This is a genomic window from Dactylosporangium sp. CA-152071 (assembly GCF_050936335.1).
In the GTDB taxonomy this organism is placed as follows: domain Bacteria; phylum Actinomycetota; class Actinomycetes; order Mycobacteriales; family Micromonosporaceae; genus Dactylosporangium; species Dactylosporangium maewongense.
In genome coordinates this window covers 7,374,152-7,397,331 of sequence record NZ_JBNJMZ010000001.1, presented here as the reverse complement: position 1 = coordinate 7,397,331, position 23,180 = coordinate 7,374,152, and the positions used below count along the sequence as shown (strand labels likewise).

The 23,180-nt window shown below is 73.6% G+C and carries 16 protein-coding genes; 8 read left to right on the top strand and 8 right to left on the bottom strand.

What is annotated here, in order from left to right; genetic code table 11:
• Complete coding sequence (locus tag ACQEVZ_RS33280; protein ID WP_344512396.1) at positions 1–1,077, bottom strand: ROK family protein; 1,077 nt, start codon at positions 1,075–1,077, stop codon at positions 1–3.
• 611 nt (positions 1,078–1,688) lie between these two features.
• Here ACQEVZ_RS33280 and ACQEVZ_RS33275 point away from each other — a divergent pair.
• Both ACQEVZ_RS33275 and ACQEVZ_RS33270 read left to right on the top strand, forming a co-directional pair.
• Positions 1,689–4,334 (top strand): sugar-binding protein, encoded by a 2,646-nt coding sequence (locus tag ACQEVZ_RS33275; protein WP_433373802.1) that lies wholly within the window; start codon positions 1,689–1,691, stop codon positions 4,332–4,334.
• Between the two features lie 516 nt (positions 4,335–4,850).
• Positions 4,851–7,238, top strand: a complete 2,388-nt coding sequence (locus ACQEVZ_RS33270) for a hypothetical protein (protein WP_433373799.1) — start codon at positions 4,851–4,853, stop codon at positions 7,236–7,238.
• A 13-nt stretch (positions 7,239–7,251) separates the two neighbouring features.
• Here the strand turns inward: ACQEVZ_RS33270 and ACQEVZ_RS33265 are convergent, their stop codons facing one another.
• Complete coding sequence (locus ACQEVZ_RS33265; protein ID WP_433373796.1) at positions 7,252–7,797, bottom strand: DoxX family protein; 546 nt, start codon at positions 7,795–7,797, stop codon at positions 7,252–7,254.
• Positions 7,798–7,990: 193 nt separating this feature from the next.
• Between ACQEVZ_RS33265 and ACQEVZ_RS33260 the strand changes: the two genes are divergently transcribed.
• Positions 7,991–11,317 (top strand): hypothetical protein, encoded by a 3,327-nt coding sequence (locus ACQEVZ_RS33260; protein WP_433373793.1) that lies wholly within the window; start codon positions 7,991–7,993, stop codon positions 11,315–11,317.
• 76 nt (positions 11,318–11,393) lie between these two features.
• On the top strand, positions 11,394–12,611 hold the full coding sequence (locus ACQEVZ_RS33255; protein ID WP_354901635.1) for a glycosyltransferase: 1,218 nt from the start codon (positions 11,394–11,396) through the stop codon (positions 12,609–12,611).
• Here the strand turns inward: ACQEVZ_RS33255 and ACQEVZ_RS33250 are convergent.
• Genes ACQEVZ_RS33250 through ACQEVZ_RS33235 form a run of 4 tightly spaced genes read right to left on the bottom strand, consistent with a single transcriptional unit; the run spans position 12,554 to position 16,177 of the window.
• Positions 12,554–13,765 carry an ABC transporter permease gene (locus ACQEVZ_RS33250; protein ID WP_344512384.1) on the bottom strand — a complete coding sequence of 404 codons (1,212 nt, stop codon included), beginning with the start codon at positions 13,763–13,765 and terminating at the stop codon, positions 12,554–12,556. The two genes, ACQEVZ_RS33255 and ACQEVZ_RS33250, sit on opposite strands and share 58 nt — an antisense overlap.
• On the bottom strand, positions 13,762–14,493 hold the full coding sequence (locus ACQEVZ_RS33245) for an ABC transporter ATP-binding protein (protein WP_433373788.1): 732 nt from the start codon (positions 14,491–14,493) through the stop codon (positions 13,762–13,764). Before ACQEVZ_RS33245 ends, ACQEVZ_RS33250 begins: the two co-directional genes overlap by 4 nt.
• Positions 14,490–15,503 (bottom strand): peptidoglycan-binding protein, encoded by a 1,014-nt coding sequence (locus tag ACQEVZ_RS33240; protein WP_433373785.1) that lies wholly within the window; start codon positions 15,501–15,503, stop codon positions 14,490–14,492. The genes ACQEVZ_RS33245 and ACQEVZ_RS33240 overlap by 4 nt, the downstream gene beginning before the upstream one ends.
• Positions 15,504–15,562: 59 nt before the next feature.
• The gene (locus ACQEVZ_RS33235) at positions 15,563–16,177 is read right to left on the bottom strand and encodes a hypothetical protein (RefSeq protein WP_344512380.1); all 615 of its coding nucleotides are present in this window, start codon (positions 16,175–16,177) and stop codon (positions 15,563–15,565) included.
• Positions 16,178–16,305: 128 nt separating this feature from the next.
• Here ACQEVZ_RS33235 and ACQEVZ_RS33230 point away from each other — a divergent pair, with 128 nt between their 5' ends.
• From ACQEVZ_RS33230 to ACQEVZ_RS33215, 4 genes are read left to right on the top strand one after another with little or no spacing between them, the layout of a single operon-like run.
• Positions 16,306–16,962, top strand: coding sequence for a response regulator transcription factor (locus ACQEVZ_RS33230; protein ID WP_344512378.1), 657 nt, complete (start codon positions 16,306–16,308; stop codon positions 16,960–16,962).
• A 14-nt stretch (positions 16,963–16,976) separates the two neighbouring features.
• Complete coding sequence (locus ACQEVZ_RS33225) at positions 16,977–18,128, top strand: sensor histidine kinase (RefSeq protein ID WP_433377131.1); 1,152 nt, start codon at positions 16,977–16,979, stop codon at positions 18,126–18,128.
• Between the two features lie 35 nt (positions 18,129–18,163).
• A complete protein-coding gene (locus ACQEVZ_RS33220) occupies positions 18,164–18,733 on the top strand; it encodes an NADAR family protein (protein WP_425552413.1) in 570 nt (189 codons plus the stop codon).
• Positions 18,730–19,629 (top strand): hypothetical protein, encoded by a 900-nt coding sequence (locus tag ACQEVZ_RS33215; RefSeq protein ID WP_433373780.1) that lies wholly within the window; start codon positions 18,730–18,732, stop codon positions 19,627–19,629. The genes ACQEVZ_RS33220 and ACQEVZ_RS33215 overlap by 4 nt, the downstream gene beginning before the upstream one ends.
• A gap of 51 nt (positions 19,630–19,680) precedes the next feature.
• Here ACQEVZ_RS33215 and ACQEVZ_RS33210 read toward each other — a convergent pair whose 3' ends face one another.
• Both ACQEVZ_RS33210 and ACQEVZ_RS33205 read right to left on the bottom strand, forming a co-directional pair.
• Positions 19,681–21,786 carry an MMPL family transporter gene (locus ACQEVZ_RS33210; RefSeq protein ID WP_433373777.1) on the bottom strand — a complete coding sequence of 702 codons (2,106 nt, stop codon included), beginning with the start codon at positions 21,784–21,786 and terminating at the stop codon, positions 19,681–19,683.
• A gap of 85 nt (positions 21,787–21,871) precedes the next feature.
• A complete protein-coding gene (locus ACQEVZ_RS33205) occupies positions 21,872–23,164 on the bottom strand; it encodes a DUF1254 domain-containing protein (RefSeq protein ID WP_433373774.1) in 1,293 nt (430 codons plus the stop codon).
• Positions 23,165–23,180: the final 16 nt, after the last annotated feature.

The window sequence follows — 23,180 nt, the reverse complement described above, 5'->3', positions numbered from 1 at the left end:
TTATCGGTGGTGGTTCGTGGTGAGGAAAGGGCCGGGTAGCCGTACCGCGGCCGACAGGGCGTAACTGATCGCGCCGTGCAGCACCGCCTGGTCCCCGAGCACGGCCCGGCGCACCTCGGTGGAGGCCGGAACCCTCGCGGAGACCAGGTCCTGGATGCGTGCCAGCGCCGCGTCGTCGAGCTCGGCCGCCGCGCCGCTGAGCAGCACCCGGCCCGGGTCGACGACGCAGGCGCAGGAGATGACGAGCCGGGCCCACGCCTCCAGCACCTCGTCGAGGTAGGCGCGGGCCGCCGCGGACGTGGCCGCGAGCTCGATCAGCTCGCTGACCGGCGCCTCGGGGCGGCGGCCGGGGTTCAGCGCGACGACCCGCTCCGCGATCGCGTTGGCCGACCAACGCGCCTCGAAGGGGCCGACCCCGCTGTAGGCGCGGTCCGCCTGCGGATCGAGCGGGAGGAAACCTATCTCCCCCGCCGCGCCGCTCGCCCCCCGCCGCACCTGGCCGTCGAGGATGAGACCGGCGCCGATGCCGTCGGCGACGTGCAGCAACAGCAGGTCGTCGACGTCCTTCCCGGCGCCCGCCATCCGCTCCCCGGCCGCCATCAGGTTGACGTCGTTGTCGACGACCACCGGCACGCCGAGCTCCTGCTGCACCGACTGGCCGATCGGCCGCGCCTCGACGAGGCCGACCGAGGGCGCCAGCCGGACCGCGCCGTCGGACGACACGCCGGGCACGGCGATCGCGACCCCGCACAGCGACGGCCGGTTGTCGGCGACCAGCTCCGCCACGAACTGGCAGACGGTCTCGACGACGTCGCGGCCGAGGCGGGACGTGCGGTGGGCGATCACCGTGCCGTTGCTGTCCGCGATCTCGCACGTGATGCGGGGCGGCTCGAGCGAGACCGCGGCCACCAGCTCGGCGCGCGGGTTGAACTCGAGCATCGCCCGCGGTCGCCCGTGCGTGTTGGCGCCCGGGCCGCGCTCGATCAGGTATCCGTCGGCGATCAGGTCACGCACGAGCGCCGTCAGCGTCGCCGCAGGAAGTCCGGTGAGCTCGGCCAGATCGACCCGGGACAGCACACGCGCTTCCCGGGCAGCCGAGATCACCGACTGGCGCTTGATCTCACGCGACCGTTCCCGGCTGACCGGACTTGTCGGTGCTCTCCCCACGGCGATCACCCTTTCTTACTAGTGCGAAGAAAATCGGGGGTCAAGTCACGGAACGATCTCGAAGGGCCACGGTGCCCCCGCGATATCCGACGAGCTGGACATGGCAAAAGGCCAGGTGGCTCGCATAAAAGGACAGTAATGTGGACAGATCATAAACACAAATATGGACATTCATGGTCGGATCGGGACCACGCTTGGGTGCTCTCGTTCGACGATTCTTTCTAGAGCGAAGAAAATGCCCGTCCGAGGTGTTGACAGCTCTTTCGGGCGGTCCCTAGCGTTACGCCACAACACCCTTCCAGTGCTGACCGGCTTGCCGGCCGCTGTGATGCATGGCGACTGTCCATTGTGGACGGTCGTCCTGCCGTGCCGGGCGCCGTCGCGTCCACGCACTAATTTCGCAGTTTGAATTAACTCGGCAAACCGCCAGCGGTCCAGGAGTACCCCCGTCTCCACCACACGAAGAAGGTTGCCCTATGAGATGGCGCGGCAAAGCCGTGATCGCCACATGCGGTCTGCTGATGGTGGGCCTGGCAAGCCCTGCACAGGCCAAACCGAACGCACCGATCGACCTGGACATCATGTTCATCGGTGCGCACCCGGACGACGAGGCCGGACAGCTCGGCATGTTCGGGTACTGGAACGAGTACCACAACATGAAGGCCGGGGTCATCACGATGACCCGGGGCGAGGGCGGCGGCAACGCGGTCGGCCTCGAGGAAGGGCCCGCGCTCGGCATCCTGCGTGAGGCCGAGGAGCGCCGTGCCGTCGGCCGGGCCGGCGTCATGAACGTCTACAACCTCGACGCGCTCGACTTCTACTACACCGCGAGCGCGCCGCTGTCCGAGCAGATCTGGAACTACGAGAAGTCCCTGTCGCGCATCGTGCGCACGATCCGGACCACCAAGCCGGAGGTCATCGTCACGATGAACCCGTCGGCGACCCAGGGCAACCACGGCAACCACCAGGAAGCCGCGATGCTCGCCGTCGAGGCGTTCTACGCGGCGGCGGACCCCAACGCCTTCCCCGAGCAGATCAAGAAGGAGGGGCTCCAGCCCTTCCGGCCCGCCCGCCTCTTCCAGGGCGGCGGCAGCGGCACCAGCTCCAACGGCCAGGCCTGCGAGACCACCTTCACCCCCTCCCAGGCGACCAACACCATCTTCGGCACCTGGCAGGGTTACGAGTCGGCCCGCAACGGCGGCATGCGGTGGAACCAGGTCGGCGTGCTGGCCCGGCGTGAGTACGCCTCCCAGGGCTGGGCGGACACGGCGGACGCGCAGACCAACCCGGCGAGCATCGGCTGCAACCGGATCACGATGATCGACAGCCGGACCCCGTACCCGGACCCGAACGTCGGCGGCACCGCCGCGCTGCAGGGCACCAGCATCCGCGCCGCCGGCGGGCTGCCGCTCGGCACGGAGCTGCACGTCCGCTCCGAGCAGTGGGAGGTGCTGGCCGGCCAGCCCTTCGAGGTCAAGACCCACGTGCGGGCCACGCAGGCGATCCCGGGCGCGAAGGTGGCCCTGGAGGCCCCGGCGGGCTGGACCGTCACGGGCAAGGGCGACATCGGCACCGTCACGCCCAACAACAAGGAGTCCGTCGCCACGTTCACCGTCACCCCACCGGCCACCCTGGTCGCGGGTCAGCGGTTCCAGCTCAAGGCGACCATGACCACCAAGAAGGACGGCACCGGCAGCAACACCACGCTGGTGCAGGCCACCGCCCCGGTCCGCGGCACGCTCGAGCCGCTGCCCGAGGTGGGTGACTTCCGCGAGTGGACGCAGCGCAACCAGGTCCAGTCCCTCGACGCGCTGATCGAGTCGATGCTGAGCATCCCCAGCGGCGGCACCCGGCCGATCCGCGTCGACCTCACCAACCACAGCGACCAGGTGCAGTCCGGCTCGGTGAAGCTCAACGTGCCCGCCGGCTTCGCCGTGGCCGAGGCGCAGCAGAGCTACAGCGGCCTGCAGCCCGGCGCGCGCGGCTCGGTCACGTTCACGGTGACCAACACCGACGCGTCGCTGCCGACCGCCAACCGGGCGCCCAACGACGGGCGCTACGCGGTGCAGATCGAGACCGGCTACGTCGGTGGCAGCGCGGTCGAGCCCGGTGTCCTCAACATCGTGCCGGTCACGTCCATCCCCAAGGCGGCGAAGGCCCCGGTCGTCGACGGCACGGCGAGCCCGGGCGAGTACGGCGGTCAGGCCATCGACATCTCCACCCGCTGGGAGGGCACCGCGGCCACGGCGGCGGACATCTCCGGCAAGGCCTGGCTGACCTACACCGACGACGCGATCTACGCACTGTTCGAGATCACCGACGACGTGCTCGGCACGGTGCTGCCGCCCGAGGACTGCAAGCGTCCCCGGCGCAACGACAACATCGAGTTCGGCATCGACCCGCGCGGCGGCTCGCCGAACACCTCCACGGTGTTCAACGTGGCGCTCTTCCCGGCGACGAAGGACCCGGCCAACGGCAACCCGCCGTGCTACGCCCGGGAGCGGGACAACCACCAGGGCGCCGGCCCGGTGACCGCGCCCGGCATGCAGGTCGCGTCCGTCGTCTCCAGCAGCCCCTACACCGGCTACCGCATCGAGGTGAAGGTGCCGTTCAGCGTCCTGCCCGACAACGTGGACGCGGCGAAGATGGGCATGAACATCCTCGTGAACGACTCCGACACGCAGGACCTGGCGGCGCAGACCCGCGTCGGCTGGTCCACCTGGAGCGGCGTGCGGGCCGACCCGTGGCGCTGGGGCGTCGCCAAGCTGGAGGGCTACCAGACCCAGCCCTCCTCGCCGAAGGCGCCGATCATCCCGGACACGGCGGCGGAGAGCGTGAAGTCGCCGCAGACGATCCTGCAGTCGAGCTCGGACATGGTCGCCCCCGGCGGCTGGACGGCGCTGCCCGAGGGCACGATCCAGATCAAGGACGCGGTCAAGCAGCAGAACGGCGTCCAGGTCGAGCTCAAGGCCCGCCAGGCCGGCACCGCCCGGGTGTTCGTCTGGGACGGCAACGCGATCCTGGCGCAGTCCACGGTCGAGTTCGACCGCAGCGGCTCGAGTGCCGTGTGGCTGCCGACGACCGGCACCCTGCCGGCCGGTGCCACGCTGCTGGTGTCGTACCAGTCCGGCGAGGCCACCACGGGCATCGCCCAGCAGCTGAGCTGAGCACGTTGAGCTGAGCACGCTGAGCTGAACGCACAAGGGAGGGGCCGGCGCACGCCGGCCCCTCCTTCACGTCCGCCTGATCCCACGAAGCGCGCGAGGACCCCCACACTCACAGTCACGTCCGCATGGCACGGCGACACCTGGCAGCTGCCACGCCCGCGCCGCCGCCACAGGCGGCACAGGCGCCTCCACAGGCGCCTCCGCCGTCGCCTTCGGCGTCGGGTCCCCGCCCCAGATGCGGCTGTTCTCCTTCTGCGCCCACTCTTGAATGATTCGTCCGGGTTTGGCCTCTTCGGGACGTCATTGGCTCCGCGCGCCTGCCATCATGAGGGTGGCACCGGCGCCCGCGCGCCGGTGGCGGTGAACATCAGAAGAACGGCCCCTGACATGCCCCGCGTGGAGGCGTGTAAGGGGTGCAAGCAGTGCCGGGCGTCACTGTGCGCGGTCAGGGCGCGCCGGTCAGGGTGCCTATACTCGGGCCGCAGCTTACGGCGAAACCAGAAGGTGACTCTCACGATGACTCTGGCTCAGCAGGCCGAGCACGACGGTGGTGTCCAGTCCGACGAACAGTCGCCCGGCCCGGTGCGGACGGCTGTCTGGAGGTCCGGATGGTTACCGGCGGTGCTAGTGGCGGTCGCCACGGTCGGAGTGCTGTGGTTCTACGACGTGTCACCGGCGACGACCGGGATCTTCGCGGCGTACATCGCGATCGGGATCACGCTGCCGGGGACGCTGTTGTGGCGGCTGGTGCATCGGGGGGCGCGGGCGCTGCCGGAGGACCTGGCGGCCGGGACGGCCATCGGGTACGCGATCGAGGTGCTCGCCTACATCCCGGCCCGCGCCCTGGGGGTGCCACTGGCGGCGCAGCTGGTGCCGCTGGCGGTCATCGTGGCGTTCGCGGGGGTGCCGAGGCTGCGGCGGTACTGGCGCGGCGCCGGCCCGGCCGCGCGGACGCCGCTGGGCTGGTCGTGGGCGATGGCGGTGCTGGCGCTCGTCATGCTGGCGTGGGCGGCCAACTACTACCGGTTCGTCGGCATGAAGTGGCCCAGCTACGGCATGACCGACATCGACCTGCCGTTCCACCTGGCGCTCACCGGCGAGATCAAGCACCACATGGACCTCGTGACGCCGTGGGTGACCAGTGAGGGCGTCTTCTACCACTGGTTCGTCTACGCGGACTTCGCCTCGACGAGCTGGGCGACCGGGATCGAGCCGTGGGTGCTGCTCAACAGGCTGTCCCTGCTGCCGATGGTCATGGCGTACGTGTTGCTGATCGCCGCGTTCGGGCGCCGGGTGACCGGGTCGTGGCTGGGCGGGGCGCTCGCCTCCCTGGCCGCGTTCCTCGTCCTGTCTCCCGACCCGTACGGCTGGCAGCTGAACGGGTTCTACCAGACGTACGCGTTCAACCCCATGGACGACGGGTCCAACCTGAAGCTGTTCCTGTGGACCAGCCCGACCCAGACGTTCGGCAGCCTGCTGTTCGTGCCGCTGATGCTGCTGCTGGTCGACCTGCTGCGGGAGCACGGCGGGGACCGGCGGCGGTGGGTGCTGTTCGCGCTGCTGCCCGGGGCGATCATGGGCGCGAAGGCGACGTTCCTGCCGACGCTGCTGTGCGGGCTGCTGCTGGTCGTCTGCGCGCAGCTGGTGTTCCGGCGGCGGCTCAACCGGGTGGCGCTCGCCGCGCTCGTGGTCGTCGGAGCCTGGATGGCGTTCGCGAACCTGGTGCTCTTCGGCGGGGAGAGCCAGGGGCTGGACATCGTGCCGCTCGGCGGGATGCGGCACAACCCGGCCGGCGGCACCACCGGCTTCGTGGCCGACCCGAAGATGTACCGCCTGGTGATCCTGCTCGCCCTGACCGTGCTGTGCTGGGTCTGCATGTGGGCCGGCGCCGCCGGGCTGCGCCGCCGGCTGTTCGACGCCGAGGTGCTGCTCATGGCCGGGCTCGGGATCGTCGGCATGGCGGCGCTGATGCTGTTCGCGCACTCCGGCGGGTCGGCCGAGGGCTTCTTCCTGATGGGCGCGCGGCCGTACCTGGCGACCCTGGCCGTCTGGGGGCTGCTGCTGCTCGCGCCGGCGCTGACCTGGCACACCGCCCGCCCGCTGCTGGTGGCCTTCGGCGCCGGCGTGCTCGTGATCTTCGCGATCCGCGCCGTCGACGGCACTCACCTGCCGAAGTTCAGCCCCACGTACCGCACGGTCCAGCTGGCCGCGAAGCTCACGTACCCGTACGCCATCCTGGCGCTGGTCATCGTCGTCGCGGCGGTCCTGGCCTGGCGGTACCGGTCCCGGCTCGGCGGCGTCAGGCCGGCGGCGCTGGTCGTGACCCTCATGCTCGGCTTCACCCTGCCGACCGTGGCCAGCCAGATCGCCAACGTGTACCCCACCGCCCAGAAGGACGGCTGGAAGAACGCCGCGAAGCTCTGGCCGATCGTCACCGAGGGCACCCTCGACGCCGGCCGCTGGCTGCGCGCCAACTCCTCCTCCGACGACCTGGTGGCCACCAACGCGCACTGCGTGTACCTCACCCCTGAAGACGGTTGCGACCGGAGGCACTTCGGCATCGCCGCGTACAGCGAGCGCCGCGTCCTCGTCGAGTCGTGGGCCTACACGGCCGAGGCGCACAGCCAGGAGCGCACGCAAGGCGTGATGCAGCAGTACTCCATGTACTGGCACCCGCAGATCATCATCGACAACGACGCCGCCTTCACCGCGCCGTCCGCGGAGACCGTCGGCAAGCTGCGCGACCAGTACGGCGTGCGGTGGCTGTGGGTCGAGGACGTCTCCAACTGGTACTACGTGGACAAGCCGCCGTACCCCGAGGAGGTCCACGTCTCACCGGACCTCGGCAAGTTCGCCCAGCTGAGGTACCGCGCCGGACACGTGGCCGTCTACGAGATCAAGTAGCCCGGCAGCGGTCTCAGAACTGGGCGTGGGTCATCGTGTACCAGGTGGGCACGAAGGTCGTCAGGGCCAGCAGGACCAGCACGGCCAGCGACGTCAGCGCGCGCCGGGTCGTGAGGCGGGCGGGCTCGGTGGGGCGCATGGTGGACCGGCCGGCGGCGACGAAGGCGGCCACCCCACCGAGCACGACGGTGGCCGGGACCAGCGCGTACTCGCCGCGGACGAGATGGAAGCCGGCGGCCAGGACCATGGTGAGCGCGAGCCCGGCGGCGGCGAGCGGGACCAGCCGCGGCCTGACCCTGGTGATCGCCGGCAGGATCAGGCCGATGCCGCCGAGCACCTCGGCGACCCCGATGAAGACGATGAGCGGCTGCGGCACCGCGGCGTACCAGGCGACGGCCCGGGGCGCCGCGACGTAGAGGGTGTCGTCGGCGAGCAGCACCTTGCCGAAGCCGCTGCCGGCGAAGAAGAAGCCCCACAGCACCTGCAGGGTCCACAGCACGCCGTTGAGCGTGAAGCGGATCCTGGCGGCGGGCCGGATCGTGGTGGCGGTCGCGTCCATGGTGTCTCCCTGATGTCGTGGTGCGGGTGTCGCTGACGGGAGACAGCCGACCACCGCGGTGGCCCGCCGCGCGCCGGCCGTGGGACACCGTGGGACACCTGGAACGCGCCCCGCCTGCGGGAACACGGGAGTGTTCCGGCGGCGCCGACCGGGACGCGGCTCAGGACGGGCGGGCGCCGGGCAAGATGTGGGGATGGACGGCGATCATCTGCCCTACCCGGCGCGGCGCGGGCTGCAGGCCGCGCGGGCCCTCGCGGGCGCGGCGGACGGCACGCTCGCCGCGACGCTCGCCGCGCTGCGCGCCGGGGAGCGGCACGAGCGCGAGGTGGCGCTGTTCATGGCGCTCGTCGGGCGGGACCGGCGGGCGGTCCTCGCCGCGCTCACCGACGAGGACCCGCACATCCGCCGCAGCGCACTGCTCGCCTGGGCCGGGTCGGCCGAGACCGCGCCGGAGCCGGTCGCCCGGGTCGTCGCGGACGCGCCCGCCGACACGCGGGTCCGGCTGTACCGGCGGATCCGCGTCCGCGGGCGGACGGACCTCGCCGAGGCGCTCGTCGACCCGGTCCGCGCCAGGTTCGGCGACGCCGAGGCCGCGGCGCTGCTGCCGGCGTGCGGCGAGGCCACGGTCGCCCGGCTGCTGCCGCAGCTGGCCCACGTGCTCGGCGACCGGGCCGCGCTGACCCGGCGCCACCCGAGGGCCTGCCTCGACCAGGCGGAGCGGGAGCTGGCGGCGCTGCCGGAGGCCGCCCGCGGACCGTGGTGGGCGCGGCACGGCGCGGGGGTGCTCGCCGCGGCGCCCGCGCTGCCGCACCGGGTGCTGGAGCTGCTGGAGCGCTATGGGCCGCGGGAGTCCCTGCCGTCCCCGTTGCGCGCCTACGGCGTGCTCACCGCCGCCGACCCGCTGCTGGTCCTGGCGCTGCTGACCCGGCCTTCGCGGGCGGCGTGGCTGGCCAGGACGGCGCTGCCGCGGGCGGTGCTGTCGCGGCTGGGCCGGCTGCCGGTGGCGGGGCTGGTGGGGCTGGCGCGCCGCCTGCGGGGGCACGGGCCGGCGTTGGCGCGGCTGCTCGCCGCGGTGCCGCCGCACGACCGGGCGGAGCTCTTCACCCGGGCGATGTCCGATGTGGACCGTTCCCGGTCGCTGCCGGAGGCCGACGTGCACCGGGTGCTGCCGGCCGGGCTGCGGGTGGCGGAGGCGCGCCGGGCGCTCACGCTCGACGCGGTGCGGCAGAGCGAGGCGCTGACCCTGGCTTACACCGCGCACCTGCCGTGGGCGGAGGCGGAGGAGCCGCTGCTCGCCGCGACCCGCCGGGCCCGCGCCGAGGACCGCGTCACCGCCTGGCAGCTGCTGATCCGGTGCGCGGCGCGCGGAAAAGACCCGGCCGCCGTCCTCGCCGCGACGCACCACCTGCTGCGGCTGCGCAACGAGCAGGACCCGGTGCGCGCCGCAGCGCTGTGGAGCCTCGCCGACGTGCGGCCGGCGCTGCTGCGGCCCGAGCTGGTCGAGCCCCTCGAGCAGGTCGTCGCGGACGTCGTACAGGCGCGGGACACCTCACCGATGGCGCTCGGCCGGCTCAGCGACCTCGCCGTGCTGGTGCTGCGCGAGCGGTTCGACTCGCCGGTGCTGGTCCGGTGGGCGCTGCACACGTTTCAGCGGCTCCTCGGCGACGACCGGGTGCCGCGCCTCGGCGACCTGCCCCGGCTGCGGCGGGGGCAGGAGACGCAGGCGTTCGAGGCGGTCCGCGGCTGGGTGCGGCTCGGCGCGGAGCGGGCGAAGTTCGAGCCGCTCTTCGCGATCGCCCGCGCCCTCGGCGAACGGGCCTGGCGGCTGCCGGACCTGCAGTCGATGCTGGAGCGCGCCACCCGCCGCGGCAACCTCGCGGGCGTCGCCCGCACCGCCGTCGACCTGTGGCTCGCCGATCCGAGGCACCGCGCCGAGCGGGTCGAGGCGGTGCTGCGCGAGGACCCCTCCGCGATCGCCCTACCCGCCGTGTGGCGGGCCGTCTGCGCCCGGCGCGGCGACCTGCTCGACGCCGCCCTGACCGGCCCGCCGCCGACCGGCCGGTTCGTGCCCGCCGGGGTCCGCTGGGTGCCGCCGCGCCCGGTGCACCTGCGGCGCTGGCTGCCCCACCAGCACCGGGCATACGTCGAACGCCAGGCCGAGGTGGTGCGGGATGTGGGCGCGACGCCGCAGGCCCGGGCGGCGGCGCTGCGCGACGCGGCCCCGGTCCCCGTGCACGGCGAGGCCCTGGTCCTGGAGTGGGTCGACGCGGGCGACGTGGTCCTGGCGGAGGCGGCCCTGGCGGCGCTCGCCTGGACCGACCGGCCGGCGGCGGCGCTGCCCGTGCTGCTCCGCCACGTCGGTGACGACCGGGCCCGGGTGGTGGTCGCGGCGGCCGGCCGGGTCAGCCGCTTCACGCCGCCGTCGGTGCTGCTGGCGGCGCTCGACCCGGCCCTCGGCAAGGTGACCGCCCGGAAGGTGACCGCCCGGAAGGAGGCGGTCCGGCTGCTGGCGGTGCGGTCGGTGCCCGGCGCGGCGGACACGCTGTGGCGGCTGTGGCAGGACCCGGGCCTGCACCGCTCCGTCCGGGTCGCGATCGTGGCCGCGGCCCGGCAGCGCGCCGGCGACCCCGCGATGTGGCGGATCCTGCGCGCGGCGGGCGCCGACCGGGACCGTGACAGCGGCCGCGACGAGCTGGGAGTGCTCCTGGCGGCCAGCCCGTGGGCGGTGCCGGTGCCGCTGCGCGGCGACTACGCGGCGCTGGTGGCCGCGGCGGCCGCCGGACCGGACAAGCACGCGGCGACGTGGGCCTGGGCGATACTGCCCGACTGGGCACCGTGGCTGGCGGACGTGACGGGCGCGGTGGTGTCCCGGCTGACCGACCTCGACGACCGGATCGTGTGGCGCCCCGTCGTGCGGGCCCTGGCCGGCCTCGTCGACACCGGCCTCGGCGAGGCGCCGCTCGTCGCCGCCGTGCGGGCCCTGGCGGCGGCCGGCACAGACGCCTCCGACACCGCGCGCGACGCCGCGCGGCGGCGGGTCGAGGCGATCGTCGACGCGGTCGTCGCGTGGTCCGACCGGGCGGCGCACGACGCGGCGGGGCGGGACGCGGCCGGTGCCGCGGGACGCGCACTGTCCACGGTGGACGGGTACGTCCCGGCGGCGGCGACCCTGCTGGTCGAGGCGGCCGACCTGGCCGACCCCGCGACCGGCTGGCTCGACGGGGTCCGCCGGCTGACCGCGGACCGGCCGGTGCTCGCGGCGCGGCTCGCCGGGCGGGCCGGCAGGCGGCTGGAGCGGCCGGCCGCCGAACCGGGCACGACCCTGGCGATCGCCGCCCGGCTCGCCACGGGAGACGGGCTCGCCGACGGGCTGTTCGGCCTCGCGTACGCCGCCCGGGGCGGCGACCTGGGCTGGCCGGAGCCGTGGCGCGACGTCGTCGCCACGCTGCGCCGCCACCCGGTCGCGGAGGTGCGGGACGCCGCGCTGGCCCTGTCGACCGACCCGACCGTGGATCAATGAACATCGGCTTTCCAGACGGCGTACACCTCGCGTGAGCCATCCCCGAACCCGGCGGGCGTGCCGCACCATGTCCGGCGTGAGAGTTGCGCACTTCTGCGACAGCCATCCCGGCCGCTCCGACGGCGTGGCCATCTCGGTCGCGACGACCGTGGCGCTCCTGCGTGACGCCGGGCACGAGGTCCAGGTGTACCAGCCGGCGCCGCTGCTGCGCGGGCGGGCCGAGCCGTGCGGGGTGCGGTCGGTGCCGGTGCCGCTGCGCAACGTCCGGATCGGGGTGCCGAGGTTCCCGGGGATGCGGCGGGTGCCGGAGGTCGTGCACATCCACACCCAGGGCCCGGTCGGCGTCGGCGGCCTGCGGTACGCGCGGGCCCACGACATCCCGGTCGTCATGACCTGGCACACGGACCTGCTCGCCTACTCGGCGCACTTCATGGAGATCCAGCTCGGCGCCGCCCACGCCGCGCAGCGCCTGCAGGTCGGCTGGACCGTCCGCGACTACCTGAAGCTGACCCGGCCCGGCACCGAGCGGCGGGCCCAGCTGGTGCGGGTCGGCCAGGAGTTCCTGGACCGCACCGCGATCCTCATCGCGCCGTCGGAGAAGACGGCGGCGAGCCTCGCCGAGTTCGAGCGCGTCCCTCCGGTGTGGACGGTGCCGACGTCGGTGACGCTGCCGGACTGCCCGCTGAGCCGCGACGACCTGCGGCGGTCGCTGCGGCTGCCGGCGGACGCCCCGGTGGTCCTCGCCGTCGGGCGGGCCACCAAGGAGAAGGACCCGCAGCTGCTGCTCGAGGCGTTCGCGCGGCTGCTGCGGCGGCTGCCGGACGCGCGGCTGGTGATGCTCGGCGTGCTGCAGCGGCGGCAGGCGGTGCTGCGGCAGGCGCGGCAGGCCGGGGTGGCGCACGCGCTGCGGCTGGTCCGGCCGGTGCCGCACGCGAGCATGGCCGCCTACTACCGGATGGCCGACGTCCTGGCGTTCGCGTCCACCACCGACACGCAGGGCCTGGTGCTCATCGAGGCGGAGGCGCAGGGCCTGCCGGTCGTCCTCGCGGACGCGGCGCTCGCCGGCACGCACCGGCTGAGCACCGCGCCCGACGCCGACTCGTTCGCCGCCGCGCTCGTGCGGGTCCTGACGGATCCGTCGCTGCACCGCGAGGTGGCCGAGGCCGGCCGGGCCGCCGCCGGGGCGTACTCGACCCAGAACTACCTCGACCACCTGCTGCGTGCGTACAGCGCGGCTCAGGGTGTCGCGAGAGCCTCCGTCGGGGCGAGCCTGGCGGCGCGCACCGCCGGGTAGAGGCCCGCGATCGCGCCGATCACCAGCGTCGCGACGACCCCGCCGGCGGTCGCCCACGGCGGCACGACCGCCGGCCACGACCTCGTGAGGGCGTAGACGCCGGTGACCGTGACCCCGAGGAACACCCCGCCGACCCCGCCGAGCGCCGACAGCAGCAGCGACTCGGCGAGGAACTGCAGCAGGACCTGCCCGCGGGTGGCGCCGAGCGCCCGCCGAAGGCCGATCTCGGCGCGCCGCTCCAGGACCGAGATGACCATCGTGTTGGCCACCCCGACGCCGCCGACGAGCAGCGCGACCGCGCCGAGGCCGAGCAGCAGCCCGGTGAACGTCTTGTCCGTCGCCTGCCGGGCGGCGAGCGCGTCGGACGGCCGGGACACCTTGACCTCGTTGGGCTTCTGCGGGTTCGCGGTCGCGGCCAGCACCGACCGGACCGCCTCCACCTGCTCGTCGCGGGACCGCGTGTAGACGGTCGTCGGGTGCCCGTCGAAGCCGAGGTAGGTCTGCGCGGCCGCCCAGCCGACGAGCGCGGCCGCGTCGAGCTCCGGCGCCAGCGGCACCGGCCGCAGCACCCCGACCACGGTGAACCACCTCCGGTCCAGGTACACCTGGACGCCCTCGCCGGCCGTGTCGATGCCGAGCCGCCGGGCGGCCGCCGCACCGAGGACGACCGCCGGGTAGCGGGCGGTGGCGTCGTTGAGCCAGACGCCGCCGGCGAGCGACGCGCCGACGGTGCGCGGCAGGTCCAGGTGCGCGGCCTGGACGCTGATCGCGCCGGTCTGCGCGGCCGGGATGTGGTCGCTGCGGTACACGTGCGCGCCGGACACCTTGCCGGTCGCGGCGACCTCGGTGACCGGGCCGATCCGCGAGATCATCGGCACCGACTCGTCGGGCAGGGTCGCCTCGCCGCCGAACAGGTCGTTGCCGGGGGCGACGGTCAGCAGGTTGGTGCCGAGCGCGTCGAGCTGCCGGTCGAGCTCCGCCCGGCTGGACGAGGAGATGCCGACGACGGCGGTCATCGCGGCGATGCCGATCGCGATGCCCAGCGCGGACAGGAACACCCGCATCGGCCTGGTCCGCAGCCCGGCGCTGCCGACCCGCAGCACGTCGCTGAGGAACAGCCGGGCGGGGCGCAGCGGCGCGGTCGCGCTCGTCATGCGACCACTCCCCCGGTCGGCGCGACCACCTGACCGTCGCGCATGACGACCTGGCGCGGCAGCGCCGCCGCGATCGCCTGGTCGTGGGTGATGACCAGGACGGTGGTGCCGGCGGCGTGCAGCTCGCGCAGCAGCTCGACCACGCCGGCCCCCGACGTGGAGTCGAGGTTGCCGGTCGGCTCGTCGGCCAGCAGCAGCGCCGGCTCGCCGACGACGGCGCGGGCGATCGCGACCCGCTGCCGCTCGCCGCCGGACAGCTCGTGCGGCAGGTGGTCGAGGCGGTCCGCGAGGCCGACCCTGACGAGGGCCGCCTCCGCTCTGGCCCGCCGTTGGGCCCGCGACGGCCCCGCGTAGAGCAGGCCGTCGGCGACGTTGTCGAGCGCGCTCTGGCCGGGCGCGAGGTGGAACTGCTGGAAGACGAACCCGATCCGGTGGGCCCGCAGCGCCGACAGCTGCCGGTCGGTGAGCGCGGAGACGTCGTGCCCGTCGATGCGCACCGTGCCGGACGACGGGCGGTCCAGCGTGCCGATGAGGTGCAGCATGGTCGACTTGCCGGAGCCCGAAGGCCCGACGATCGCGACCATCTCCCCCGACTCGACGGTCAACGAAACCTCCCGCACCGCGGTGACGCCGCCGGGGTACGACTTGCTGACCCGCTCCAGCGCGACCACCTCGGCCGGTCCGGCCGCGACGGCGTCCCCCGCCGACAGGTCGATCACGGCGGTCATGACGGCACCCCGACCTGCATGCCCTCGGTGAGCCCGCCGCCGCTGACCTCGACCCGCCCCGCGGCGAACATGCCGAGCTCGACGGCGACGACGCGGCTGGCGCCCTGCTCGACGACCTGGAGCCCGTAGCCGCCCTCGGCGAGCGCGAGCAGCGCCGAGACCGGCACCGTGAGCACGTTCTCCTTGCGCGAGGCGGTGAACACGACCTCGACGGTGATCTGGTCGAGCCCGGCGAACGCGGCGCCGTCGTCGGGTGTCACGGTCACCTCCAGGTTCGTCTCCGCCGGGTTGTTGCCCTGCGCGGGCGTGATGACCGTGACGACCTTCACGACCTTGCCGGGCACCGTCCTGCCGGTCGGCAGCTTGACGGTGACGGCGGTCCCCACGGCCGCGAGCCGCTGCTCGGAGACCTCCAGGGAGACGGTGACGACCGGCCCGGTGCCGGTGCAGGTGAGCAGCGCCCCGCCGGCGGGGTCGCCGAGGGCCGCCTTGTGCTCCTCGACGCGGACCGCGCCGACCGCGTAGACGACCCGGCCGAGCTCGACCACGCCGGTCTTCGTCAGCCCGAGCTTGCCCTGCCACGCCTTGACCGCGGTCGCCGTCGACGCGGTGTACTCGTCGTCGACGGTGAACCCCTTGTAGCCGAGCGCGGCGAGGTTCTCCTCGAACTGGCGGACGTCGGCGCCTTCCGTGCCGGGTGCCAGGTTCCGGTAGGCGGGCAGGCCGCCGTACAGGAGCACGACCGGCGTGTCGTCCACCTTGTACAGCGGTTGTCCACGCTGGACGGTCGCGCCGACGGCCGGCAGCTCGGTCAGCGTGCCGCTGAGCCGCCCCGACACGGTCGCCGAGGTGCCGTGGCCGAGCTTGCCGTCCTCGGTCTGGGTGTCGACGAGCGTCTGCCGGGTGACCTTCGTGGTCTTCGGCGGCGCCGCGGCGGCCTGGGTGCTCGCGTCGCTGTCCCGGTCCGGCAGCCCCAGCCCGGCCGCCGCGGCGGCTCCGACGGCCGCCACCGCCACGACCGCCACCGCGACGCGCCCCGCCCTGCTCCTCTTCCTCCGGCGATCGACGCTCATGCGCCGCCGCCGGTCTCGGTCTTCTGGTTGGTGGCGGGGCCGCCGTCGCCGGGGCGCTTCGGCCCGAACTGCTGGCACGCCTGGTCGGCCTTCTTGAAGGCCTCGCTGCCGGGGTCGAGGTTGCTGCCCTGGCCGCCCTCGATGCGGATGCCGCCGTCCTCGCTCGGGTCCGGGAACTCCGGCACGCCGTTCTCCCGCATGCACTGCGAGTACTTGCGCATCCGCTCCTGCATCTCCGGGTCGGCCTTCATCGGCTGGCCGCCGTTGGGCATGTACTGCTTGCACTCGGCGTTCGCGGCGTCGACCTTCGCTTTGTCGGCACCCTGCGGGAGCATCATGCTGACCCCGCCGCCCTCGAACTGCGGGTCCGGCATGTCGATGCCGTGTTCACGCATGCACTGGGCGTACTTGAGCATGTTCTCCTGGTCCTTGGCCGGGTCCCGGGGCTGGTTCCCCGACCCGGCGCTCGCGCTCGCGGTCGGCGTGCCGCCGGCGCTCGCCACCCCGTTGTCGCCGCCGCCGGTCTTGCCGCACCCGGAGACGGCGAGGCCGGCGACGAGCAGCAGGCCGAGCAACAGACCCCGCGCCGGGGCTGTCCTGACGCGCATCATGGTGTTCCTCCTGAGAGGGGCCGGGCCTTCGCCGGCCGCTGCGCCGAAGTCAAGCGGGGAGCGCGTCACCCGGCCGTAACCGCGAACGTTGACGCCGGCGTGACGTCACCACGCGTCACCATGGAGGCATGCGCATTCTGGTGGTCGAGGACGAGCCGCTACTGGCCGAGACGGTCGCGCAGGGGCTGCGGCGCGACGCGCACGCGGTCGACGTGGTCCACGACGGCGGCGCCGCCCTGGAGCGGCTCGACGTCAACGACTACGACGTCGTGGTCCTCGACCGGGACCTGCCCGTCGTCCACGGCGACGACGTGTGCCGGTCCCTGGCGGCCCGCGACGGCGCGGCCCGCGTGCTGATGCTGACCGCCGCCGCCGACATCGACGACCGGGTCGCCGGCCTCGCCATCGGCGCCGACGACTACCTGCCGAAGCCGTTCGCGTTCCGGGAGCTGTCGGCGCGGGTCGCCGCGCTCGGACGGCGGGCGCGGGCGGCGGCCCCGCCGGTCCTGGAGCGCGCCGGGATCCGGCTCGACCCGCACCGCCGGGAGGTGTTCCGCGACGGCCGGTACGTGCCGCTGTCCCGCAAGGAGTTCGCGGTCCTCGCCGAGCTGCTGCGCGCCGACGGCGCCGCGGTCTCCGCCGAGCAGCTGCTGGAGAAGGCGTGGGACGAGCACGCCGACCCGTTCACGCACACGGTGCGGATGACGATCCTCAAGCTGCGGCGCAAGCTCGGCGACCCACCGGTCGTCCACACCGAGCCCGGCGTCGGCTACCGGGTGGCGTGATGACCACCAGACTGATGAACAGGCTGACGATCCGGGCGCGGCTCACGCTGGTGTACGGAGGGCTGTTCCTCCTCGCCGGGCTGCTGCTGCTCGGGGTCACGTACGTCCTGCTGTACCAGCGGCTCAGCGGCAACGCGATCATCAGCGGGACCGTCAGCGGGCTGCCCCCGGGTGTCGCCGCGCCGCCGCCGGACGGGCAGCTGTTCGTCCGGCAGATCAGGGACGACATCACCACCGACACCCGGCAGACGCTGATCGTCCAGGGCGGCATCGCGCTCGCCGTCATCGCGGCCGCGGCGACCGCGTTCGGCTGGCTGATCGCCGGGCGGCTGCTCCAGCCGCTGCACCAGGTGACCGCCACCGCCCGCCGGATCGCCAACGCCCCCGACCGCGGGCTGCACGAGCGGATCGCGCTGCCCGGTCCGCACGACGAGGTCAAGGAGCTCGCCGACACGTTCGACCTGATGCTGGCCCGGCTCGACCACGCGTTCGACGGGCAGCGGCGGTTCATCGCCAACGCGTCCCACGAGCTGCGGACCCCGCTGACGCTCAACCGGACGCTCCTGGAGGTCGCGGTCGACCCCGAGGACGCCTCCCCGGAGCTGCGGCAGCTCGGCAGGACGCTGCTGGCCGTCAACGCCCGGCACGAACAGCTCATCGACGGGCTGCTGCTGCTCGCCAGGTCGGAGCGGGAGGTGACCGACCGGTCGTTCGTCGACCTCGCCGACATCGTCGAGCACGTCACGGCTCAACTGCCGCCGGGCAAGGCGGCCGTGGACAGCGCGCCGCAGGAGGCCCCGACGACCGGCAACGCCGTGCTGCTCGAACGGCTCGTCCACAACCTGGTCGAGAACGGGGTCCGGCACAACCTGCCCGACGGCGGCTGGGTCCACGTCAGCTGCGGCACCCGCCCCGACGGGACCGTCGCGCTGACCGTCAGCAACACGGGTCCGGTCGTGCCACGGTACGAGATCCCGCGCCTCTTCGAACCGTTCCGGCGGCTCGGGCCCGAGCGGGTCGCGGCCGGCGTGCCCGGCGCCGGGCTCGGCCTGTCGATCGTCGGTGCCGTCGCCCGCGCCCACGGCGGGCGGGTGCGGGCCGAGCCGCGGGAGGGCGGCGGGCTGGTCGTCACGGTGATCTTGCCCATCGCACCGCCGGATTCCTGACATAACGGGTTGCCACCGTCCGGCAGACTCGGATCATGCCAGTTCCGACCGACCCACCGGCCAGCACCGCCGAACTCATCGCGCTGATGTCGACCGACGCGCGGGTCCGTTTCCTGCACTTCTGGGGGCACCGGCCCAACCGCGACGGTTCCGTCGGGCCGGGCTGCCTGAGCCAGTGGTGGCCGGCCGAGTTCCAGGTCGGCGGCGTGCGGTACGCGTCCGCCGAGCACTACATGATGTGGTCGAAGGCCACCCTGTTCGGCGACGCCGCCACCGCGGCGAAGGTGCTGAAGGCCGGTCACCCGAACGACGCGAAGACCCTCGGCCGTGAGGTCCGCGGCTTCGACGAGACCGTCTGGAAGCGGGAGCGCTTCGACATCGTCGTCAACGGCAGCGTAGGGAAGTTCGGCCAGCACGAGGACCTGCGCGCGTTCCTGCTCGGCACCGGCGACCGGATCCTGGTCGAGGCGAGCCCCGTGGACCGGGTCTGGGGCATCGGGCTGAGCGCCCAGGACGCCTCCGCCGACGAGCCGGCCCTGTGGCGCGGCCTCAACCTGCTCGGCTTCGCCCTCATGCGGGCCCGCACGATCCTGGCGGCGGCATGACATCGCTGAAGAAGCAGTCCCGCGAGCCGGAGCCGCTTCCCGACTGGCTGGCGTGGCCGGTGCGGGTGGTCGCGGTCGTCGTGGTCGTGCCGTTCAAGCTGCTGTGGGAGCTGCTCGTCGCGATCCGCAGGTACGTCCTGGAGCCGATCCCCCGGCTCGTCCACCGGTACGTCCTGCGCCCGATCGGCATCGCGATCAACTACGTCCTGCTCCGGCCGCTCGCCTGGGTATGGCGCACCCTGATCTGGATCCCGCTGGTCTGGGTGCTGCGCAACCTCGTGGCGGCGCCCCTCGCGTGGCTCATCGAGCACGTGGTCGCGCCCGCGCTGCAGGCGCTCTGGGACGCGACCGTGTGGCTGGCGAAGCGCACCCGCCTGTTCTGGGTCTACCTCGGCAAGGGCGTCTACTACGTCCTCTGGGCCCTGGTCCAGGGGGTCCGGTGGACCGGGATCGGGCTGTACCGCTACGTCCTGCGCCCCATCGGCATCGCGATCGCGTGGCTGGCCGAGACCGGGTACCGCTACGGCATCCGCCCGCTGGGCATCGCCATCGCCTGGCTCGCGGTCGCGCTGTGGCGCTACGTGCTGAGGCCAATCGGCCTCGCGGTCGCGTTCGTCGTCGGCGTCATCGGCTACTACGGGATCCGGCCGGCGGGCCTGCTCATCGCCTGGCTCTGGCGCAACCTCGTCGTGCCGGTCGGGCGGGGGATCGCGTGGGCTGTGTCATGGGGGTGGAACCACTCGGTCGTCCTGCTGTGGAAGTACCTCGTCGTGGCGCCCGTGCGGTGGGCCTGGCAGTCGGTCGTCGCCCCGACCGGCCGGTGGATCCGCGATGCGGTCCTCCGGCCGGTGGGGCAGACGGTCGGGCGGGTCCTCGCCGCCCTCGGGCTGCGCTGAGGCGCTGCGCTGAGGCGCTGCCCCGGGGCTGCCCCGGGGCAGCCCCGGGGCTTACGCCACGGGCGCGAGCTCCCGCTCCTCGGCCGCCTCGACCTTCACGTGCGGCAGGAGGCGGTCCAGCCACGCGGGCAGCCACCAGTTGGCGCGGCCGAGCAGCGACATCGTCGCCGGGACCAGGACCAGGCGGACCAGGGTCGCGTCGACGAGGACGGCCGCGGCCATGCCGACGCCGATCATCTTGACCGTCACGTCGGGGTCGAGGGCGAACCCGATGAACACCGCCACCATGATGGCCGCCGCGCCGCTGATGACCCGGCCGGTCGCGGACAGGCCGCGGACCACGCTGCCCTGCGCGTCGCCGGTCGCCAGCCAGTCCTCGCGGACCCGGGACAGCAGGAAGACCTCGTAGTCCATCGACAGCCCGAACAGGACGGTGAAGAGCAGGATCGGCACCCAGCTCGACACCGGCACCGAGTGCGGCAGCCCGACCGCCTTCGCGCCGGCGTCGGTCTGGAAGACGGCGGTCATCACGCCGTACGCCGCGGCGACCGACAGCAGGTTCATGATGGCGGCCTTGACGGCCACGACCGGCGCCCGGAACAGGACGGTGAGCAGCAGCAGCGACAGCGCCACCACGAACGCGACCACGATCCACAGCCGGTCGGAGAGCCGGTCGGAGATGTCGGCGAACACCGCGACGAGCCCGGTGACGAGCGCGCCGTCGGGCAGGACGTCGGCGCGGAGACGGTTGAGCAGCTCGGTGGTCCGCTCGTCCTGCGGTCCGGTCGTGGGCTCGACGAGGATGACGGCGGCGTCGGCGGTACGGGCGGCCGGCGCCACCAGCGCCACACCCGGCACGGCACGCAGGGCGGCGACGAGACCGTCGACGTCCGGCACCTTGGCCGTGTCGACGGCGATGACGAGCGGGCCGTTGGCTCCGGCGCCGAACTCGGCGGAGGTCAGGTCGTAGGCCTGCCGGGTCGTGTTGGAGGTCGGCTGGCTGCCGGCGTCCTGCGGCCAGGTGCGCATGCCGAGGACCGGCGCGGACAGCACACCGAGGACCAGCAGCGACGCCAGGGCCGCGACGACGGGCCGGCGCCCGACGAGCGCCGCCCACCGCGCCGTGAGCCCGGGCCGCGCCACGGTGTCCCGCGCCACGGCGGCGCCCTTGCGGACCGCGCGGGGCAGGACCCGGTGGCCCGCCAGGCCGCACAGCGCCGGCACGAGGGTGATCGAGGCGAGCATGACGGCGCCGACGGCGGCGAACGTGGCGTAGCCGAACGACGAGTAGACCGGCAGCGTCGCCAGCCTCAGGCCGAACAGCGACACCAGCACGGTGAGCCCGGCGACGATGACCGACGCGCCCGCGGTCGCGTTCGCCGCGGCGGCCGCCTCCCGCGGGCTCAGCCCCACCCGCAGCCCTTCGACGTGCCGGGCGACGAGCAGCAGCGCGTAGTCGATGCCGACGCCGAGCCCGACCATGGTCGCGATCGTGGGGGCGGTGCCGCTGATGTCGGTGACCTTCGCGAGCAGCGCGATGATGGCGCTGGCGACGCCGAGGCCGCTGATCGCCACGATCAGCGGCAGGCCGGCGGCGATGACCGAGCCGAGCGCGAAGACCAGGATGAACAGCGCGGCGACGATGCCGACGGCCTCGGCGGTGCCGGACGGCGCGGAGATGTTCTCGGCGACCTGACCGCCGAACTCGACCTGCAGGCCCTCGCGGACGAGCGGCTCGGCGGCGGCCCGCAGCGCGTCCATGCCGGTGGTGCCTTCGAAGTCGGTGACCGGGATGGTGTACCTGACGGCGATGAGCGCCGTGTCGCCGTCGGCCGACATGCGCGGCTGCGACACGTCCCCGGCGCTCGGCATCGCGGCGAGCCGGGTGCGGAGCCCCTCCAGGGTCGCGGGGTCCACCTTGCCCTTGCCGTGGACCACGACGCGGGCGTCGGTGCCGGCCAGCTCCGGCAGGTGCTTGCGCAGGAACTCGGTGCCCGCCTGCGACTCGGTGCCGGGCACGTTGTAGTCGTCGTGCGGGGTGCCGCCGAAGCCGGCGGACAGCGCGGTGAACGCGACGAGCACGATCACCCACGCGCCGATGATGCGCCAGGGATGGGCGGCGGCCGCTCCTCCGAGCCGGCCGAGCAAGCGGGACATATGTGGTGCCTCCAAGTCGTCTGAATCAGCAGCGACACCATCCCGGGTGCCACTTACAGCCGACTTGGAGGTGACTAGGACAGCACTAGAGCCGCATGACCGGCGGCGGCTGGAACGTCCCGGACAGGACGGCCTGGCTCGGCTCGTACACCCGCAGCACCGGCCGGAAGCCTCCCTCCGGCGCCGGAAGCCAGTTGGCGACATCGTCGGGCCGCTCGTGCTGGATGCGGATGGTGAGCGACCCGTCGGCCTCGGGCCGCAGCCCGGGGGTGCCGCCGCCGATCGCGCGGCGGTCCAGGGGGTTCGGCACCGGGAAGGAGCCGGGCGCGTCGTACATGGACAACGACCACCCGGCCTCGGTCGGCGGCGGCTCGGAGAAGCGGAGCTCGTAGCGGTGGGCGCCGCTGAGCCGGACGCCGGCAGCGTCCTTGTGCACGGTCGGCGCGACCGACTCGTAGGCGTGGTTGCCCCACAGGCCGGTCCGCGCCGCGACGGCCCGCATCACGTGCGCCTCGTCGCGGTCCGGCATCGTCCACTCCGGCGTGTCCATCGTGCCGACCTCGAAGAAGTCGAGGTTGAAGTCGAACATGTGCAGGTCGTTGGTCCAGCCGTTGACGAGTTCGGCGTGCCGGGTCGTCGCCTCCTCCTCCAGCTGGTCGCGGGCCGCTTCGAGCCCGTCGCGCAGCGTCTCGCGGAACTCGCGCGGCGCGCCCGCGTACGGCGACGTGCCCGGCTCCAGCAGCCCGATCGCCGCGAACCTGCGCTGGTAGCGCCGCTCCGCCGGCGACGGCGGGAACGCCGCGAGGGCCCGTCGCAGCGTCTCGAAGAACACCAGGTCCTCCGGGACGCCCGCCTGCGGGTGGGGCAGCCCGTCGAGCGGGACCTGCGGGTACATCGGCTCGATCCGCAGCGCGTCCTGCAGCGCGTGCACGGCGGTCTCGTCGTCGGCGCCGCCGCAGGCGAACCGCCCGATGAGCGTCGTCACCATCGTCGGGATCCTGATGACCTGGGCGCCGGGGGCCTCCCGTCCGGCCCACCCGGGCGGCACGAGCAGGAACTCGCGCTCGCCGCCGCCGGTGGACCGCCGGCCGACGTACGCGAAGTTGTCCGTCCACGCGTCGACGAACTGCAGCACGTGGTACCGGTCGCCCGTGTCGGGGACGCGCAGCCACAGCGGCCCGCCGGACAGGTCGAGCCGCGCCGTCGAGTGCAGCAGGTCCGGGTTGGCGTTGGCCCGGTCGTCGAAGCGCCGCTGATGCCTGAACGTGTTGTCCGCGCCACCCTCCCGCTCCACGGCGGCGAGGCTGGTCAGCAGCGGGTAGCCGTACTGGAACGCCTCGGCGGCCAGTGTGGTCAGGTCCATCGCGCGGAAGTCCATGCGTCCCTCCCGGAGT

What these genes read in the sequence shown, in the direction of transcription:
- ACQEVZ_RS33275 (WP_433373802.1), top strand. Translation starts at nt 1,689, where the DNA reads ATGGTGGGCCTGGCAAGCCCTGCACAGGCCAAACCGAACGCACCGATC.
- ACQEVZ_RS33270 (WP_433373799.1), top strand. Translation starts at nt 4,851, where the DNA reads ATGACTCTGGCTCAGCAGGCCGAGCACGACGGTGGTGTCCAGTCCGAC.
- ACQEVZ_RS33265 (WP_433373796.1), bottom strand. Translation starts at nt 7,797, where the DNA reads ATGGACGCGACCGCCACCACGATCCGGCCCGCCGCCAGGATCCGCTTC.
- ACQEVZ_RS33260 (WP_433373793.1), top strand. Translation starts at nt 7,991, where the DNA reads ATGGACGGCGATCATCTGCCCTACCCGGCGCGGCGCGGGCTGCAGGCC.
- ACQEVZ_RS33250 (WP_344512384.1), bottom strand. Translation starts at nt 13,765, where the DNA reads ATGACGAGCGCGACCGCGCCGCTGCGCCCCGCCCGGCTGTTCCTCAGC.
- ACQEVZ_RS33245 (WP_433373788.1), bottom strand. Translation starts at nt 14,493, where the DNA reads ATGACCGCCGTGATCGACCTGTCGGCGGGGGACGCCGTCGCGGCCGGA.
- ACQEVZ_RS33235 (WP_344512380.1), bottom strand. Translation starts at nt 16,177, where the DNA reads ATGATGCGCGTCAGGACAGCCCCGGCGCGGGGTCTGTTGCTCGGCCTG.
- ACQEVZ_RS33230 (WP_344512378.1), top strand. Translation starts at nt 16,306, where the DNA reads ATGCGCATTCTGGTGGTCGAGGACGAGCCGCTACTGGCCGAGACGGTC.
- ACQEVZ_RS33225 (WP_433377131.1), top strand. Translation starts at nt 16,977, where the DNA reads ATGAACAGGCTGACGATCCGGGCGCGGCTCACGCTGGTGTACGGAGGG.
- ACQEVZ_RS33220 (WP_425552413.1), top strand. Translation starts at nt 18,164, where the DNA reads ATGCCAGTTCCGACCGACCCACCGGCCAGCACCGCCGAACTCATCGCG.
- ACQEVZ_RS33215 (WP_433373780.1), top strand. Translation starts at nt 18,730, where the DNA reads ATGACATCGCTGAAGAAGCAGTCCCGCGAGCCGGAGCCGCTTCCCGAC.
- ACQEVZ_RS33210 (WP_433373777.1), bottom strand. Translation starts at nt 21,786, where the DNA reads ATGTCCCGCTTGCTCGGCCGGCTCGGAGGAGCGGCCGCCGCCCATCCC.
- ACQEVZ_RS33205 (WP_433373774.1), bottom strand. Translation starts at nt 23,164, where the DNA reads ATGGACTTCCGCGCGATGGACCTGACCACACTGGCCGCCGAGGCGTTC.